General features: G+C 72.0%; 15 protein-coding genes. 6 read left to right on the top strand and 9 right to left on the bottom strand.

The window, feature by feature from the left end:
• Positions 1-92: 92 nt before the first annotated feature.
• The 4 genes from ACFWPQ_RS36960 (at position 93) to ACFWPQ_RS36945 (ending at position 4,478) form a co-directional block, all read left to right on the top strand.
• Positions 93-1,265: a serine hydrolase domain-containing protein gene (locus ACFWPQ_RS36960; RefSeq protein WP_384044848.1), complete on the top strand. Its 1,173-nt coding sequence runs from the start codon at positions 93-95 to the stop codon at positions 1,263-1,265.
• A 114-nt stretch (positions 1,266-1,379) separates the two neighbouring features.
• Complete coding sequence (locus tag ACFWPQ_RS36955) at positions 1,380-1,796, top strand: YciI family protein (RefSeq protein ID WP_384044845.1); 417 nt, start codon at positions 1,380-1,382, stop codon at positions 1,794-1,796.
• Positions 1,796-2,953, top strand: a complete 1,158-nt coding sequence (locus tag ACFWPQ_RS36950; protein WP_384044842.1) for an RNA polymerase sigma factor — start codon at positions 1,796-1,798, stop codon at positions 2,951-2,953. The genes ACFWPQ_RS36955 and ACFWPQ_RS36950 overlap by 1 nt, the downstream gene beginning before the upstream one ends.
• A 310-nt stretch (positions 2,954-3,263) precedes the next feature.
• Positions 3,264-4,478, top strand: a complete 1,215-nt coding sequence (locus tag ACFWPQ_RS36945) for a glycosyltransferase (protein ID WP_384045031.1) — start codon at positions 3,264-3,266, stop codon at positions 4,476-4,478.
• Between the two features lie 63 nt (positions 4,479-4,541).
• Here the strand turns inward: ACFWPQ_RS36945 and ACFWPQ_RS36940 are convergent, their stop codons facing one another.
• From ACFWPQ_RS36940 to pepN, 3 genes are all read right to left on the bottom strand, one after another.
• A complete protein-coding gene (locus tag ACFWPQ_RS36940; protein WP_384044839.1) occupies positions 4,542-5,084 on the bottom strand; it encodes a GNAT family N-acetyltransferase in 543 nt (180 codons plus the stop codon).
• 105 nt (positions 5,085-5,189) lie between these two features.
• Complete coding sequence (locus tag ACFWPQ_RS36935) at positions 5,190-6,227, bottom strand: hypothetical protein (RefSeq protein WP_384044836.1); 1,038 nt, start codon at positions 6,225-6,227, stop codon at positions 5,190-5,192.
• A 207-nt stretch (positions 6,228-6,434) separates the two neighbouring features.
• Positions 6,435-9,020 carry an aminopeptidase N gene (pepN, locus tag ACFWPQ_RS36930; RefSeq protein ID WP_384044833.1) on the bottom strand — a complete coding sequence of 862 codons (2,586 nt, stop codon included), beginning with the start codon at positions 9,018-9,020 and terminating at the stop codon, positions 6,435-6,437.
• 136 nt (positions 9,021-9,156) lie between these two features.
• Between pepN and ACFWPQ_RS36925 the strand changes: the two genes are divergently transcribed.
• Positions 9,157-9,819 (top strand): DsbA family protein, encoded by a 663-nt coding sequence (locus ACFWPQ_RS36925; RefSeq protein ID WP_384044831.1) that lies wholly within the window; start codon positions 9,157-9,159, stop codon positions 9,817-9,819.
• 89 nt (positions 9,820-9,908) lie between these two features.
• Entirely contained in the window at positions 9,909-10,685 is a 777-nt protein-coding gene (locus ACFWPQ_RS36920; RefSeq protein WP_384044828.1) for an SAM-dependent methyltransferase, read from the top strand.
• A 4-nt stretch (positions 10,686-10,689) separates the two neighbouring features.
• Here ACFWPQ_RS36920 and ACFWPQ_RS36915 read toward each other — a convergent pair whose 3' ends face one another.
• From ACFWPQ_RS36915 to ACFWPQ_RS36890, 6 genes are all read right to left on the bottom strand, one after another.
• Positions 10,690-12,096 carry an amino acid permease gene (locus ACFWPQ_RS36915; RefSeq protein WP_384044826.1) on the bottom strand — a complete coding sequence of 469 codons (1,407 nt, stop codon included), beginning with the start codon at positions 12,094-12,096 and terminating at the stop codon, positions 10,690-10,692.
• Positions 12,097-12,209: 113 nt separating this feature from the next.
• Positions 12,210-13,100, bottom strand: coding sequence for a TauD/TfdA dioxygenase family protein (locus tag ACFWPQ_RS36910; RefSeq protein WP_384044823.1), 891 nt, complete (start codon positions 13,098-13,100; stop codon positions 12,210-12,212).
• A 94-nt stretch (positions 13,101-13,194) separates the two neighbouring features.
• Positions 13,195-14,535 (bottom strand): LLM class flavin-dependent oxidoreductase, encoded by a 1,341-nt coding sequence (locus tag ACFWPQ_RS36905; RefSeq protein ID WP_384044820.1) that lies wholly within the window; start codon positions 14,533-14,535, stop codon positions 13,195-13,197.
• Between the two features lie 84 nt (positions 14,536-14,619).
• Positions 14,620-15,333: an ABC transporter ATP-binding protein gene (locus ACFWPQ_RS36900; RefSeq protein WP_384044817.1), complete on the bottom strand. Its 714-nt coding sequence runs from the start codon at positions 15,331-15,333 to the stop codon at positions 14,620-14,622.
• Entirely contained in the window at positions 15,309-16,145 is an 837-nt protein-coding gene (locus ACFWPQ_RS36895; protein ID WP_384044814.1) for an ABC transporter permease, read from the bottom strand. Before ACFWPQ_RS36895 ends, ACFWPQ_RS36900 begins: the two co-directional genes overlap by 25 nt.
• Complete coding sequence (locus ACFWPQ_RS36890) at positions 16,142-17,209, bottom strand: ABC transporter substrate-binding protein (protein WP_384044811.1); 1,068 nt, start codon at positions 17,207-17,209, stop codon at positions 16,142-16,144. The genes ACFWPQ_RS36895 and ACFWPQ_RS36890 overlap by 4 nt, the downstream gene beginning before the upstream one ends.
• Positions 17,210-17,219: the final 10 nt, after the last annotated feature.

Here is a 17,219-nt window from a genome sequence, read left to right as displayed (position 1 = left end):
AATCGGTCAACCGGCCCAAGCCGGGCAACCTCGCCGATCAGGACGGTGTCCCTCCCCCCGACCGAGTACGACGACTCCACTGGGGGAGAGACATGTCCGTACGTACGACGCTGGTGGCCGCCACCGCCCTGGCCCTGTCGGCAGCGCTCGCGGGACCGGCGCCGGCGGCCCCGGCCGGGCCGGCCCCGGCCGGGCCGGCGCCGACGGCGGCCGAGGCCGGCCACCGGGCCACCCGCAAGGCGATCGAGGCCGCGATCGAGGGCGGTGTCCCCGGGGCGACGGCCACCGCCCGGGACGGCCGCTCCACCTGGTCGGCGACGGCCGGCGTGGGCGACACCCGCACCGGCGCCCCGCGGTCCGCGGCCGACCGTTACCGGGTCGGCAGCATCACGAAGACCTTTGTGGCCACGGTCCTGCTCCAGCTGGAGGCGGAGGGCCGGCTGTCCCTCGACGACACCGTGGACAGGTGGCTGCCGGGCGTGGTCGCCGGCCACGGCAACGACGGCCGCCGCATCACCGTCCGGCAGCTCCTCAACCACACCAGCGGCCTCTTCAACTACACCGCGGACGAGGACTTCGGCCGCACGTACTTCCTGAAGGACGGCTTCTTCGCGCACCGCTACGACACGCTGACGCCCGCCGGGCTGGTGGCGATCGCGATGAAACACGAGCCCGCCTTCGCCCCGGGCACCAGCTGGGCCTACTCGAACACCAACTACGTGCTCGCCGGCATGGTGATCAAGGCGGTGACCGGCCACTCGTACGCCCAGGAGATCACCGACCGGGTGATCAGGCCCCTCCACCTGACCGGCACCTCCCTCCCCGGCACCCGCACCACCCTGCCGCGCCCGAGCAGCCGCGCCTACTCGAAACTCGCCGAGACCACGACGGGCCCCACCTACGACGTCACCGCCCTCAACCCCTCCATGGCCTCCTCCGCCGGCGAGATGATCTCCACCTCCGCCGACCTGACCCGCTTCTACGGGGCCCTCCTGAGCGGCAGGCTGCTCCCTGCGCACCAGCTGAAGGAGATGAAGACCACCACCCCCGTCCCGGGCGATCCCAACAGCGCGTACGGCCTCGGCCTGATCGACGCCACCCTCCCCTGCGGCGTCCACGTCTGGGGCCACGACGGCGGCATCCACGGCTCCTCCTCCGTCGCGGCCACCACCCCCGACGGCCGCCACGCCCTGGCCCTCAACTTCAACGCCGACTGGACCGGCGACAAGGACGCGGTGGTCGTGGCGGAGTTTTGCGGCGGCTGAGCGACGGAAGGGTCTGAAAAAATCCCGGCCGGCGATGTCGAGAACCCGTGGCCGGCTCCGTCCCCGGGGTGAAGGCGGCCACAATGGGCCGTACCGGCACCGAGGAGAACCACGATGGCCAAGTACCTGCTGCTGAAGCACTACCGCGGCGCCCCGGCCCCGGCCAACGACGTGCCCATGGACCGGTGGACGCCGGAGGAGATCTCGGCCCACGTGCGGTACATGCAGGACTTCGCGGCCCGGCTGGAGAAGTCCGGTGAGTTCGTCGACGGCCAGGCCCTCGCCCCCGAGGGGATGTGGGTCCGGTACGACGGCGAGGGGCGCCCGCCGGTCACCGACGGCCCGTTCGCCGAGACCAAGGACCTCATCGCCGGCTGGATGGTGATCGACGTCGACAGCCAGGAGCGCGCCGTGGAGCTGGCCGGTGAACTGTCGGCCGCTCCCGGGGCGGGCGGGCGGCCGATCCACGAGTGGCTGGAGGTGCGCCCGTTCCTGGCCGCGCCGCCCAACGCCGAGGACTCGTGCCACTGATGGACGAGGTCCTGCTCAGGAGCCTCACCCCGAGCGTGCTCACCGTCCTCGTCCGCCGCGGAGCCGACTTCGCGGCGGCCGAGGACGCCGTGCAGGAGGCTCTGGTCGAGGCGGTCCGCGTCTGGCCCGCCGACCCGCCGCGGGACCCGAAGGGCTGGCTGGTCACCGTGGCCTGGCGGCGGTTCCTCGACGCGACCCGCGCGGACACCGCCCGCCGCCGGCGCGAGGAGCGGGTGGACGAGGAGCCGCCGCCCGGCCCGGTCCCCGCGGCCGACGACACCCTCCGGCTCTACTTCCTCTGCGCCCACCCCTCCCTCACCCCCTCCGCCGCCGTCGCGCTCACCCTGCGCGCCGTCGGCGGCCTCACCACCCGCCAGATCGCCCGGGCCTACCTGGTGCCCGAGGCGACCATGGCCCAGCGGATCAGCCGTGCCAAGCGCACGGTCTCCGGCGTCCGTCTCGACCGGCCCGGGGACGTCGCGACCGTGCTGCGCGTCCTCTACCTGGTCTTCAACGAGGGCTACTCCGGTGACGTCGACCTCACCGCCGAGGCCATCCGGCTCACCCGGCAGCTCGCGGCCGCGATCGACCACCCCGAGGCGGCCGGGCTGCTCGCCCTGATGCTGCTGCACCACGCCCGGCGCGCGGCCCGGACCGCACCCGACGGCAGCCTGGTGCCCCTCGCCGAGCAGGACCGGAGCCGATGGGACACCCGCCTGATCGCCGAGGGCGTCGGGATCCTCCAGGCGGCCCTCGCCCGCGACCGCCTCGGCGAGTTCCAGGCCCAGGCCGCCATCGCCGCCCTGCACGCGGACGCGCCCACCGCCGAGGAGACCGACTGGGTGCAGATCGTCGAGTGGTACGACGAACTCGCGGGCCTCACCGACAGCCCGGTCGTCCGGCTCAACCGCGCGGTCGCCGTCGGCGAGGCGGACGGCCCCCGCGCCGGTCTCGCCGCACTCGCCGAGCTGGACGCCGCCCTGCCCCGGTACACCGCGGTCGCCGCCCACCTGCACGAACGCGACGGCGACCGGACGACCGCGGCACGCCTGTACGCCGAGGCGGCCGGCAAGGCCCCGAACCTCGCCGAACGCGACCACCTGACCCGCCGCGCCGCACGCCTCAACGCACAGCTCGCCGCCGACCGCGGCAGGTGACATCGTCGTGCGTCCGGGTGGCCCGCTTGCCGTTTTTTTGCCGTCGGCCGCCCTCGTCCGGAGGGCGCGGGCGATGCGGATGATCTTGTGAAAGCGCAGGTCAGAAAGGTGTCCGCGGGGGAAGTGGAATGATGTTGCCGACCGGGGCTCCGGCGCTCGCCGTGTAAACGCAGCCGACTTCGACACGAGACACTCCGTTCATCCGAATGAAACGTCCGTACCGCCTCATATCGGCTAACCCGCGGATCCCGGGGATGGCTCGATCTGGTGCAAGGCAGGTGTTCGTGTGGGCGCTCGGCTCGGACTTCGTGTGCTCTCGGTCTACGAGGGTTTTTTCTCCGGGGGAGCCCGGATCGTGCACAGTGATGTGCTGCTGGGCCTGGTAGAGGGCGGACAGCAGTGGCATCGGGTGCTCAGTCTGCACGGTGAGGTCCACCGAGAAGCCACCACGCAGCGCATGGAGGACGACGCCTGTTACCGCGCGCTTACGGCCGGTGGCGTCGAGGTGACGTCGCTGGGCCGCACCGCCGGTCTCGTCGACGGCACCGTCGCGGCGTCGGTTTTCAGCGGGCCCGAGCTGGCCGACACGGCGCGGGCCATGGCCGGCGCGGACGTCATCCTGTCGCTGAAGGAGCAGCCGCTCGCGCTGCTCAACCAGGCCGGACTGCCCCGCCGCCCCGTCGTCGTCTGCCTGCACCGGTCCGACCCGGAGAACCAGGGCCAGGCGCTGGACGAGCTCAAGGCCGCCATCGCGGACGGCACCGTGGTCGCGTGCGTGTGCTGCGCCGAGTCCACCCGGGACGCGTACGAGGCCGCCGGGATCCCCGGCGAGCTGCTGCACGTGATCCCCAACGGCGTCGACCTGCTCCGCTTCCGGCCGGACGCGGCGGTGCGGCTCGCCTTCCGCGAGTCCCTCGGCATCCCCGCCACCGCCCCCGACGCCCCCGTGGTCGTCTTCGCCGCCCGGTACGCCGGCATGAAGAACGTGCCGCTCTTCCTGCGGGCGGCCAGGGCCTGGCTGGCCCGCGAGGGCGGCGGCCACGTCGTCATGTGCGGGGCCGGGATGACCGAGGACAACCCTGCCCTCTGGGCCGACATCGAGGTCGCCTTCGGCGCCGACCGGGCCGCCCTCGGCGACCGCCTGCACCTGCTCGGCGTACGGCACGACATGGAGACCGTCTACGCCGGCTCCGACGTCGTCGCCCTCACCTCCGCCTCCGGCGAGGCGGCACCGCTCTGCCTCATCGAGGGCATGATGTGCGGCGCCGTCCCGGTCACGACGGACGTCGGCGACAGCGCGTCGATCGTCGAGGGACACGGGTTCGTGACGCCCTTCGACCCCGACGCGATCGCCTTCGCCTGGTCGGCGGCGGTGGCCGACCGGGAGCTCTTCGCCCCGGCGCTGGCGGCGAGCCGCGAGCGGTTCAGCCGTACCCGGATGATCGCCGCGTACGCCGACCTGCTCGCCCACGTCGTCGGGGACGACGTCCGCGACGAGCTGCGCCCCGGCGTCAGCGGGCAGTAGCACCCCGCCGGTCCGCCTCGCCCGCCGCGACCACGGCGCGGGCGGGGCGGGACATGGGCCCGGCTAGCCGGGCAGCGGGTCGTCGCGCAGGACGCCGTAGAGGACGGAGTCCCGCCAGCGGCCGTCCCGGAAGACGAGGGAGCGCATCACGCCCTCGCGGGTGAAGCCGGCCTTCTCCAGGGCGCGTTGCTCGGCGATGTTCTCCGCATCGGTGTCGGCCTGGATCCGCTCCACCGGGGTGTGGGCGAACAGGTAGCGGACGAGCAGGAGCTGGGCGCGGGTGCCGATGCCCCGGCCACGGGCATCCGGCGCCAGGGCGATGCCGGCGCTCCAGCAGTACGACGTGGGGCCGGTCGTCTGCTTGTGCCAGGACACGAAGCCGAACGGGCCGCCGGACGCGGCGCCGCCGTCGGTGTCGACGATCAACTGGCCGCCGTCCGACCCGAGCAGACCGTTCTCCGCGAAGCGGCGCCGGAAGCGGTCGGGGTCCCGCCAGCCGAACCACTGGAAGTGGCTCGCCGCCTCGGGGTCGAAGAGAAACCGCTCCAGCAGGGGGAGGTCGTCCTCGCGGGCGGGGCGCAGTATCACGGGGGCTTCGTCGCTCATCGCCGTCACAGTAGCCGCCGCCCGAACACGGACCTGAGCCGGGCGCGGCGGAGGGGCCGTCGGTCCCCCTCCGAACCGGCGGCCCCTCCACTGCGCGTTCCCCGCCTACCGGGGCAGCACCACGACATACGCGGCCGGGTCGCGGTCGTCGGACGCCATCAGGGCGGTACGGATCACCGCCGCCTGCTGCTCCGCCGAGTCCCGGAGCTTCTTCGGGGTGACGTACACGACCGTGATGCCGAGGCGCTCCAAGTGCTCCCGCTTGCGGGCGTATTCGGACCACAGGGCGTCCTCGTCGTGACGGGGTGCGCGGGTGTCGAGCTCGACGGCGACGGCATGCTCCGGCCAGTAGGCGTCGAGGCCGCCCAGGTGGGGGCCGCCGGGCAGCCTCAGGTCCACGTTCCAGACCGGGTCGGGGAGGCCGTACTCGTGGACCATCCGGTAGAGGCGGTCCTCCGCGATGGCCCGGCCCTCGGCGACGAGGGAGTCGACGGCGTCCACCACATGGGGGCGGGCGAGCAGCTTCGCCTGGGTCAGCTCCCGTACCACCGCCGCCGGTTCGCAGTGGCCGCCGCGCACCGCCTCGGTCAGCAGCCGCCGCACCGCCTCCGCGTCGGTGAGGTCCGCCACCGCGTCCGCGAGGGCGCGGGGGACCGGCGCGACCGGGAGGCCCGTCACCGTCTCGGGGGTCGGCAGGGCCGGGGTGCGGAGCACGCGGACGTAGGAGGTGGAGCGCAGCCGGCGCATCCGCGGGACCAGGACGTCCACGTGGTCCAGGGAGAGCAGCGGCGGGGTGGCGGAGAAGCCGTGCAGGGTCAGCGCCGCCAGGCCCGTGATCATCGCGTCCGCGTAGACCGGGCGGTGCGGGGAGTCCGGGGTCGGCTGCGCCGGGACGCCGGGGGCCGATTCGCGGGCCGTGAAGAGCAGGGCCCCGTGCAGGCGTTCCTCGCTGGTCGGCGGTCCGGGGTGGAGCAGCACCACGCCTGGCAGCAGTTGTTGCCAGGGGCCGCCCGGCCGGCACTGCTCGGCGATCTCGGTGGCCGCGACGCCGTGCGAGCGGAGCTGGGCCGTCGTCAGCACCCGGCGGTGGACGTCGGAGAGGTGGCGGAGGGGGCGGGGGGAGAGCGGGGTGTTGTGGGTCATGGCCTCGGGATTCCCGGGGCCGGCCGGGTCCGTAACCGGTGTTACGTGTTCGTCGATGAATGCGGACAAGACGGGACTAAAGGACGGGTGTTCGGGTGCCGAGTAGGGACCGGAAACCCCTGGTCCGGATGGGTGGGGACCAGGGGTTACGGCCATGATGGAATGAATTGCGTAACGGTCACCCGGAGGCTGACCTTTGGCCAAAGGTCAGCTCGCGGGGACTCCCGCGGCCTGCGCGTCGCACTCCTGTCCGCGCAGCGTCCGGGCCAGGTCGTCCCGGGCCTCCAGGACCAGGCGGCGCAGCGCCGGGGGCGCGTCGGCGTGGGCCGTCAGCCACGCGTCCGTCGCCTCCAGCGTCTCCGGGCGGTCCTGGAGGGACGGGTACAGGCCCCGGACCACGTCCATGCCGATCTGGATCGAGCGGTCCTCCCAGATCCGGGCGATGACCTCGAAGTACTTCTCCGCGTACGGCGCCAGCAGCTCCCGCTGCGACGGCTGGGCGAAGCCCGCGATCGTCGCCTCCACCAGCGCGTTGGACAGCGCCTGCGACTCCACGACCTGCGCCCACGCCTGCGCCTTCACGGCCGCCGACGGGCGGGCGGCCAGGCAGCGCACCTGGTGGCGTTTGCCGGACGCCGTGTCGTCCCGGGCCAGTTCGGCCGCCAGCACGGACTCGTCGGCCACGCCGTGCGCGGCGAGGGGTTCGAGGAACGCCCAGCGCAGCTCCTGGTCGACGTCCAGGCCGTCGATCGTCGCCGTGCCCGCCAGCAGCTCCTGGAGCAGCCCGATGTCGGGCCCGTCCGCCGCCGTCGACGCGAAGAACCGCGCCCAGGCCAGCTGGTGCTCGCCGCCCGGCGCGGCCTGCCGCAGCTCCCGCAGGGCGCCCTCGGCGAGCAGCCGCCCGGTCGTCTCCCGGCCCTGCGGCGCCACGTAGTGCACCAGAGCCGACTCCGCCCACGCCTGGAGCATCTGCAGCACGCCGATGTCCGACTCGCGGCTCGCGAACCGCAGCACCAGGTCGACGAAGTCCCGGGCGGGCAGCAGCGCGTCCCGGGTCAGGTTCCACAGCGCCGACCAGCACAGCGCCCGGGCCAGCGGGTCGGTGAGCGAGCCGAGCCGGCCGCGCAGGGTCGCCAGCGAGGTCTCGTCGAAGCGGATCTTGCAGTAGGTGAGGTCGTCGTCGTTGACCAGGACCAGTTCCGGGGCGTCGGCGCCCGCCAGGTCCGCGACCACCGTCCGCGGGCCGTCGACGTCCGCCTCGGCACGCGCGTACCGGACCAGCTCGCCGTCCTCCAGCCGGTACAGGCCGATCGCCACCCGGTGCGGACGCAGCTCCGGATGGGACTCCGCCGCCTCCTGCACCACCGCCAGCTCGGCCACCCTGCCGTCCCCGTCGAGGAGCACCTGCGGGGTCAGCGAGTTCACCCCCGCCGTCTGCAGCCACTTCCCGGCCCAGGCGCTCATGTCCCGGCCGCTGGTCTCCTCCAGGACCGACAGCAGGTCACCGAGGCGCGTGTTGCCGTACGCGTTGCGCTTGAAGTAGCGGCGGGCGCCCTCCAGGAACGCCTCCTGCCCGACGTACGCCACGAGCTGCTTCAGAACGCTGGCCCCCTTCGCGTACGTGATGCCGTCGAAGTTGAGCTTGGCGTCCTGCAGGTCGCGGATGTCGGCCGTGATCGGGTGCGTGGAGGGCAGCTGGTCGGCGCGGTACGCCCAGGCCTTGCGGCGGTTGGCGAAGGTGGTCCACGCGTTCTCGAAACGGGTCGCGCCGACGTTCGCGAACGTGCCCATGAAGTCCGCGAAGGACTCCTTCAGCCACAGGTCGTCCCACCACACCATGGTGACCAGGTCGCCGAACCACATGTGCGCCATCTCGTGCAGGATCACGTTGGCGCGCGCCTCGTAGGACGCCTGGGTCACCTTGCCCCGGAAGATGTACTCCTCGCGGAAGGTCACCAGGCCCGGGTTCTCCATCGCGCCCAGGTTGTACTCGGGCACGAACGCCTGGTCGTACTTCCCGAACGGGTACGGGTAGTCGAAGTGGTCGTGGAAGAAGTCCAGGCCCTGCTTGGTGATCAGGAAGACGTCGTCCGCGTCGAAGTAGGGGGCGAGGCCCTTGCGGCACAGGGCGCCCAGGGGGATGTCGAGCGTCGTGCCGTCCGGGAACGTCCGGGAGTAGGAGTCCGTCACGTAGTGGTACGGCCCCGCCACCACACACGTGATGTACGTCGAGATCGGCTTCGTCTCCGCGAACCGCCAGACGCCGTCGGCGAGTTCACCCGTCCCGTTGCTCCACACCCGCCACTCCTCGGGCGCCCGCACCTCGAAGCGGAACGGAGCCTTGAGGTCCGGCTGCTCGAAGCCCGCGAAGACCCGCCGCGAGTCGGCCGGCTCGTACTGCGTGTAGAGGTAGACCTCGCCGTCCTCGGGGTCGACGAAGCGGTGCAGGCCCTCACCGGTACGGGAGTAGGCGCACCGGGCGTCCACCACCAGCTCGTTCTCCGCGGCCAGGTCCTCCAGGGCGATCCGGGTGCCGTCGAAGACCTCCCCGGGGTCGAGGTCCTTGCCGTTCAGGGTCACCGCGGTCACGCTCGGCGCGATCAGGTCGGCGAAGCTCGACGCCCCCGGCTCGTTGCAGCGGAAGCGGATCGTGGTCACCGAGCGGAAGGTGCGCGGCTCGTCCTGGCTCTCCCCGACGGCGGACCGTACGTCCAGCGACACGTCGTATCCGTCGACCGACAGCAGGGCGGCCCGCTCCCGGGCCTCGTCGCGGGACAGATTCTCACCGGGCACGGGCGGCACTCCCTCATGGTTGTCGGTACGCCGGAACAGCACCGATCCTCCCACGTGCCCCTGACGGCGGGCATCCGGGAATGGGGTGGCCGATGGCGGTGTTGCCGCTGGAAAGGACCGTATTTCGAGGAGAAGCATGTCCGAGACCGTGACCAGCTCCGGCAAGACCCCCGTCGACTTCTGGTTCGACCCGCTGTGCCCGTGGGCCTGGATGACCTCCCGCTGGGTCCTGGAGGTGGAGAAGGTCCGCGACATCGAGGTCCGCTGGCACATCATGAGCCTCGCGGTCCTCAACGAGCCCAAGCTCGACGAGCTGCCCGAGGAGTACCGCGAGCTGCTGGAGACCAAGGCGTGGAAGCCGATCCGCGTGGTCACCGCGGCCTGGCAGAAGCACGGCTCCGACATCCTCGGCCCGCTGTACACCGCGCTCGGCACCCGTATACACAACAACGGCGAGGGCCCGACCGTGGAGGCCGTCGCGGGCGCGCTCGCCGACGTCGGCCTGCCGGCCGAGCTGATCGAGTACGCCGACCAGGAGGACTTCGAGTTCGACGCCGAGCTGCGCGCCTCCCACAAGGAGGGCATCGACAAGGTCGGCCAGGACGTCGGCACCCCGGTCATCGCGGTCCCCGGCGCCGACGGCGAGCAGATCGCCTTCTTCGGCCCGGTCGTCACCCCCGCCCCCAAGGGCGAGGAGGCGGCCCGCCTGTGGGACGGCACCCTCGCGGTCGCCTCCGTGCCCGGTTTCTACGAGATCAAGCGGACCCGCACCAAGGGCCCCGACTTCAGCAACCTCTAGGTCCCCTCTCCGCGCCCGGCGGCCGTCCCGCCGGGCGCGGATCCCCGCAACGGCCCCGTACGCCCCATCTCCCGTAGCACCATGGGCACATGACGGAGATCGACACCTCGGTGCCGCATTCGGCGCGCATCTGGAACTACTGGCTCGGCGGCAAGGACAACTACCTCGTCGACCAGGAGGCCGGCGACGCCTACACCGCCGTCTTCCCCGGGATCGTGACCATCGCCCGCAGCAGCCGCGCCTTCCTCGGCCGCAGCATCGGGTACCTGGTCCGGGAGGCCGGCATCCGCCAGTTCCTCGACGTCGGCACCGGCCTGCCGACCGTCGACAACACCCACGAGGTCGCCCAGAGCATCGCCCCCGAGTCGAGGATCGTGTACGTCGACAACGACCCGCTGGTCCTCGCGCACGCCCGCGCCCTGCTCACCTCCACCGAGGAGGGCGTCACCGCATACGAGGACCTCAGCCTCTACGAGCCGGAGCGCATCCTGGAGGCCGCCGGCCGGACCCTCGACCTCACCCGCCCCACCGCCCTGATCCTCAGCGGCATCCTCGGCCACGTCGACGGTCACGACCGCGCCCGTGACCTGGTCCGCGCCCTGCTGTCCGGCCTGCCCGCCGGCAGTCACCTCTCCGTCAACGACGGCTCGCGCGGCACCGACCCCGCCTACGAGCAGGCGCAGGACGCCTACAACGAGACCGGCGCGGTCCCCTACTTCCTGCGCCCCGTCGACCAGATCGAGGGCTACTTCGAGGGCCTGGACCTGGTCGGCCCGGGAGTGGTGTCGGTGCCCCTGTGGCGCCCCGACACGGACCCGGCCCCCCGTCCGATCGGCCAGCACGGCGGCCTCGGCCGCAAGCCCTGAGCCGTCAGCCCGCGGGGCGCCGCCGCTGCCGCGCATAACCCACCGCCGCCAGGACGGCCGTCATGCCGCCCGTGTAGTACAGCTGCACGCGCGTGTCCGCCTCGCGGGCCATCAGGACGAGGATCGCCGCCATGCCCGCCAGCGCCAGCCAGGTCAGGTACGGGAACGCCCACATGCGCACGACCGGCTCCTCGGGGGTGCGGCGGCGCAGCAGCAGCTGGGAGACGGCGATGAGGACCCAGACGACCAGGATCACCGCGCCGATCATGTTGAGGAGCCAGGGGAAGACGTCGTCCGGGCGCCAGTAGCTGAGCACGACGCAGACGAAGCCGAAGACGCAGGAGGTGAGGACCGCGAGGCGCGGGACGCCGCCGGAGAGCCTGGCGAGCGTCCGCGGGCCCTGGCCGCGCTCCACCAGGGAGTGGGCGATGCGCGAGGAGCCGTAGATGTTCGCGTTCATCGCGGAGAGCAGGGCGACCAGCACGACGACGTTCATGAGCTGACCCGCGCCCGGGATGTCCAGGCGGTCCAGGGCCGCGACGTACGGGCCCTTCTCGACGAGCTCCTTCGAGTCCCAGGGGACCAGGGTGACGATGACCGCCATCGAGCCGATGTAGAAGAGCGCGATGCGCCACATCGCCGTGCGGACCGCGCTCGCCACGCCCCGGACCGGGTCCTCGGACTCGGCCGCCGCGATGGTGACCGTCTCCAGGCCGCCGTACGCGAAGATCGAGGCCAGGATGCCGATCATCAAACCCTCGCTGCCGTGCGGCAGGAAGTCGGTCAGGTTCGAGGCGCCAGGGGAGCCGGTGCCGGGCAGCACACCGGCGATCGCCAGGACGCCGAGCACCAGGAAGAGGCCGATCGCGCCGACCTTCAGCGCCGCGAACCAGAACTCGAACTCGCCGAAGTTGCGCACCGCGGCGAGGTTCGTCGCGCAGAAGACGACCATGAAGAGGGCCACCCACGCCCACTCGGGCGTCCCCGGCAGCCAGCCCGTGACGATCTTCGCGGCGCCGATGCCCTCCAGGCCCACGGCCGTGCAGAGGAGCACCCAGAACGACCAGCCGGCCGTGAAGCCCGCCCACGGCCCGATCGCCCGCTCCGCGTGCGTCGAGAACGAGCCCGACGACGGATACGCGGCCGACATCTCGCCCAGCATCCGCATCACCAGCATCACGAGGAGCCCGGAGAGGGTGTAGGCGATGACGACGGACGGCCCGGCGGCGGCGATGGCGGCGCCGGAGCCGACGAAGAGACCCGCGCCGATGACCCCGCCCAGGGCGATCATCGACAGATGGCGCTGCCTGAGGCCGGGGGAGAGGCTCGGGGAGAGGGCGGGCGAGGGGGCGGGGGAGACGCCGTCGTCGTGCGTCGGCGGGGTCTCGACCGGGGTGCTGCGGTGCGGCATGGGCGCGGCTCGTCCAATGCGTGAGATGGGCAAAAGCGCCCATAGTGTGGGCGGCCTCCCCGCCGTCCCGGGGAGGCCGCCCATTATCCGGACGCGCCGTCAACGCGCCGTGTTCACGCGGCTACGGAAGTGTAGTGCGAGGCGTCGCCCTCGATCGAGTAGCTCTCCTTGCTCTCGATGCCGGCCGGGACGTCACCGGCGACGGTGACCCGGTGGAGGCGGCGCGGCCGGCCGTCGTAGTTGTCGACCGCGTAGTGCTGGGTGATGCGGTTGTCGAACAGGACCAGCTGGTTCGGGGACCAGCGGTGGCGCAGGATGTTCTCGGGGCGGGCGACGTACGCCTGGAGCAGGTCGAGGACCTTGCGGGACTCGTCCTTCGACAGGCCGACGATCCGCTGCGCGAACCCCCCGATGAACAGGCCGCGTTCACCGGTCAGCGGGTGCACCCGGACGACCGGGTGGACCGTGCGGAACTTGATCGACGTGAACTGGGCGCGCTGGGCGGCCTTCTCCTCGTCGATCTCCTCGTCCGGCACGGCGTAGTCGTAGTCGTTGGTGTGCTCCGCCCACAGCGTGTCCGCCAGCGCGCGCAGCGGCTCGGGCAGGTCGCGGTAGGCGGCGGCCGAACTGGCGATCAGGGTCTCGCCGCCGTACGGCGGGACCGTGAGCGAGCGCAGGGTGCTGGCCTGGGGCGGGTTCAGGACGAACGTCACGTCGGTGTGCCAGTGGTTGGCCCGGCCGCGTTCGCTGTCGACGGGCAGCACGTTCGGGGCGCCGTCGACGGCGGGCACCGTCGGGTGGGCGGTGGTGAGGTCCCCGAAGTGCCGGGCGAAGGCCTCCTGGCCCTCGTCGTCGAGGTGGACGTCGTCGAAGACCAGGGCCTTGTGGACGTTCAGGGCCTCACGGATCGCGGCGACCTGCTCCTCGTCCAGCGGCTTGGAGATGTCCACGCCCAGGACCTGGGCGCCGATGTGCGCGGTGACCTTGCGGATCTCGATGGACATGCGGGGGCGTCCTTTCAGACGTTCAGACGTTCAGACGTTCAGACGTTCGGGCTTCAGGGCTTCAGGGCTTCAGGGCTTTCCGGCTTCCGGGCTTTCAGGCGGTGGCGAGTGCGGGAGTGACGTACTGGTTGGCGGGGCGGGGCAGGCCGTAGCGCTCCCGCAGGGTCCGGCGCGGGCCGTAGTCGCTGCGCAGCAGGCCGCGGGCGCGCAGGATCGGGACGACGTGGTCCACGAAGGTCTCCAGGCCGGAGGGCAGCACGGGCGGCATGATGTTGAAGCCGTCGGCGGCGCCCTCGGTGAACCAGGTCTCGATCGCGTCGGCGACCTGCTCCGGGGTCCCGGCGAAGGTCAGATGACCGCGGCCGCCGCCGAGCCGCCCGATCAGCTGCCGCACGGTGAGCCGCTCGCGGCGGGCGAGCCCGACGATCAGCGTGTAGCGGCTCTTGGCGCCCTCGATGGCGTCCTCGGGCGGCAGCTCGGCGGGGAGCCGGGCATCCAACTCAAGGGATCCGGTGGGGAGATGGAGGAGCCGTTCCAGGTTGGCCACACCGTGCCGGTGCACGATGTGGTCCTCCAGGAGCTGCTCGTGCGCCCGCGCCTCGGCCTCGGTCGAGCCGATCACGGGGACGATGCCCGGCAGCACCTTGATGTGGTCGGGGTCGCGACCGGCCGCGACCGTCCGTGCCTTGAGGTCGGCGTAGAACGCCCGCGCCTCCTCGACGGTCTGCTGCGCGGTGAACACGGCCTCCGCGTACCGGGCCGCGAACGCCTTGCCGTCCTCGCTGGAGCCCGCCTGCACCAGCAGCGGGTAACCCTGCGGGGAGCGGGGCACGTTGAGGGCGCCCTCGACACCGAAGTACGTGCCCCGGTGCCGGGGCGGGTGGATCTTCGCGTCGTCGCCCCAGACGCCGGCCGCCTTGTCGGCGACGATCGCGTCGTCCTCCCAGCTGTCCCAGAGCTTCAGCGCCACGTCGAGGAACTCGGCGGCCCGCGCGTACCGTTCGGCGTGTGCGGGCTCCTCGTCGATGCCGAAGTTGCGGGCCGCCTCGGCCCCCGCGGTGGTGACGATGTTCCAGCCGGCCCGGCCGCCGCTGATGATGTCCAGCGAGGCGAACCTGCGGGCCAGGTTGTAGGGGGAGTTGTAGGAGGTGGACGCGGTGGCGATCAGGCCGATGTGCTCGGTGGCCGTCGCCAGCGCGGTGAGCAGGGTGAGCGGCTCCAGGGCCCCGGCGGGCCGCTGCGCGACGCTGCCCCACAGGTGCGGTCCGTCGGCGAGGAAGAGCGAGTCGAAGGTGCCGCGCTCGGCGGTCCGGGCCAGCCGCACGTAGTGCGCGAGGTCGACGTGCGCGTAGGGGTCGCTCTCCGGCAGGCGCCAGGAGGCTTCGTGGTGGCCGGTGGTCATGAGGAAGGCGTTGAGGTGGAGCTGGCGGGTCATGCGGGGTCCTTTGCGTGTCTCTTTGAGCCTGTCCGGCGTTTGAGGACGAGGCCGTTCAGGCCGAAGCGGGGGTCCGGCGGCCGGTCACGCGACGTCCTCCGTGACGCCCAGTGCCGCCAGCAGCCGGCTTCGGTACTCACCGCGCGGCCGGTCATGGTCGACGGTCAGGTCGAGGCCGATCCGGCCGTGCTCCAGGACCAGCACCCGGTCGGCGAGGACGATCGCCTCGTCGACGTCGTGGGTGACGAGCAGTACCGACGGCCGGTGCCGTTTCCACAGCTCGCGCAGCAGGTGGTGCATCCTGATCCGGGTGAGCGCGTCCAGCGCGCCGAACGGCTCGTCGGCGAGGAGCAGTTCGGGTTCGCGGACCAGGGACCGGGCGAGCGCGGCCCGCTGCGCCTCGCCGCCGGACAGCTCGCCCGGCCAGGCCCGTTCGCGGCCCGCGAGCCCGACCTCGGTCAGCGCCGCACGCCCCTTCTCGTGGGCGTCCTTGCCGTCCAGCCCCAGCACCACGTTGTCCAGCACCCGGCGCCAGGGCAGCAGCCGGGAGTCCTGGAAGACCACCGACACCCGTTCCGGGGCGGTGAGTTCCCCGCTGCCGGTGACCCCGTGGTCGAGTCCGGCGACGGCCCGCAGCAGGGTGCTCTTGCCGGAGCCGCTGTGCCCGAGCAGAGCGGTGAACTGCCCGGCCGGCAGGTCGAGATCGATGCCGTCGAGGACCGTACGGTCCCCGAACGACCGTGTCAGGCCCCGGAGTCGGACGGCGGGGCGGGTCAGCTGCTCAGTGTGCGGCGCCATGACAGCACCCTCCGTTCGATGATCCGGACCACGGTGTCGGAGAGGAGGCCGAAGACGCCGTAGATCAGCAGACCGACGAGGATGATGTCGCTGCGCCCGTAGTTCTGGGCCTGGAACATCATGTAGCCGAGGCCGCTGGTGGCGTTGATCTGCTCCAGGACGACCAGGCCGAGCCAGGAACCGGTGACGCCGAGCCGGAGCCCCACGAAGAATCCGGGCAGCGCGCCGGGGATCACGATCTCCCGGATGAACCGGACCCTCGACAGGTCCAGCACCTCGGCGAGTTCCACGTACCGGCTGTCGATGGCGGACAGCGCGGCATGCGTGTTCAGGTAGATCGGTATGTAGACGACGATCGCGATGATGGCGATCTTGAAGGTCTCGCCGATGCCCAGCCAGAGGATGAACAGCGGGATCAGGCCGAGGGTGGGGATCGCCCGGTTGATCTGCACGGTCCCGTCGATCAGCGCCTCGCCGGTGCGGCTGAGCCCGGAGGCCAGGGCCAGCAGCACCCCGGCGGTCAGCCCGATCGCGAACCCGTACCCGGCCCGCTCCACGGAGGTCAGGATGTCGGTGCGCAGGGTCCCTGCCGTCCACAGGTGGACGGCGGTGTCCAGGACGGTCCAGGGCGCCGGGATCGCACCGGGGTCGAGCTGTCCGGCGGCGGAGGCGATCGCCCAGGCGGCGAGGACGACGAGCGGACCGGCCAGCCGGGCGGCGGGCAGCCGGCGGCCGGGGGAGAGCCGGCGCCGCGGCCGGACCCGGTGCGCCTCCTCCACCACGGGAGCGGGAGCGCTGGTGACGGCGGTCATTTCCGGTACTCCGCCGGTACGGCCTTCGCGGCGATGGACTCGAAGCGGTGGTCGAAGAGCGAGGAGACGTCGGTCTTCTTCACGAACCCGCCCTCTGCCAGCAGGTCCGCGGTCTCCTGCTCCCACTTGATCGCCTCGTCCCAACTGGGCGGGAACAGCGGCTTGTTGGCGAGCTTGGTGATGCCCTGGGCCTGGGCGAGGGTGAGGTTCTGGGTCTTGACGTAGAACTCCTCGTTCCAGGTGTCCGGGTTCTCCCACTGCCAGACCAGGCCCTTGGCCCACTGGGGGATGTACGCGGCGACCGCGGCCGCCTTGGCCTTGTCGTTCAGCACCGACTGCGGTGCCCACAGCAGGTTGAGCAGGTCGACGACGTCGGTGGCGATGGTGTGGGCGCCCTTCGGGCCGTACTGCTGGAGGTAGGCCGGCACCTGGGTGTTGGCCAGCGGGGCGACGTCCACCTGGCCGGACTGCAGGGCGGTGAGGAACTGGTTGCTGGTCAGCGGGACCAGCTTCACGTCGTCGTAGGCGAGCCCGGCCTCCTTGAGGGCCCGCAGCAGGACGACACCCTGCGCCTGCCCCTGGGAGAAGGCGAGCTTCTTTCCCTTGAACTCGGCGACCGTGCGGATGTCGCTGCCGGGCTTGGTGGCGAACAGGTAGTTCGGCTTGCGGGTGATGTTGATCGCCACGATCTTCGTCGCGAACCCCTGGTACTGCGCCTGGATCGGCGGGATACCCGCATTGTTCGCGAGGTCCAGGGACTTCGCGCGGAACGCGTTGATGACATCGGGACCGGCCCCGATGTTCACCCAGCTCGACACCGTGAACGGCAGCGCCGGCAGTTTCGCCAGCTTGAACTGCAGCTGCTGGGTGTTCAGATAGGAGGCGATCTTCAGGCTGGTGCCGGACGGCACCTTGGCGGCCAGCGGAGCGGTCGAGGCGCCCGCGGTGTCGGCGGCGGCACTGCCGCCCGCGCAGCCGCTCAGCCCGGCCACGGCCGCCGAGGCGCCGAGCAGTGAGGTCAGGAAGAGCCGGCGGTCGATGCCGGAAGGGGACGCAGAAGGCATGGGAGTGCTC

The organism is Streptomyces sp. NPDC058464 (assembly GCF_042721035.1).
Lineage (GTDB): Bacteria > Actinomycetota > Actinomycetes > Streptomycetales > Streptomycetaceae > Streptomyces.
This window is presented reverse-complemented; position numbering and strand designations above follow the sequence as displayed.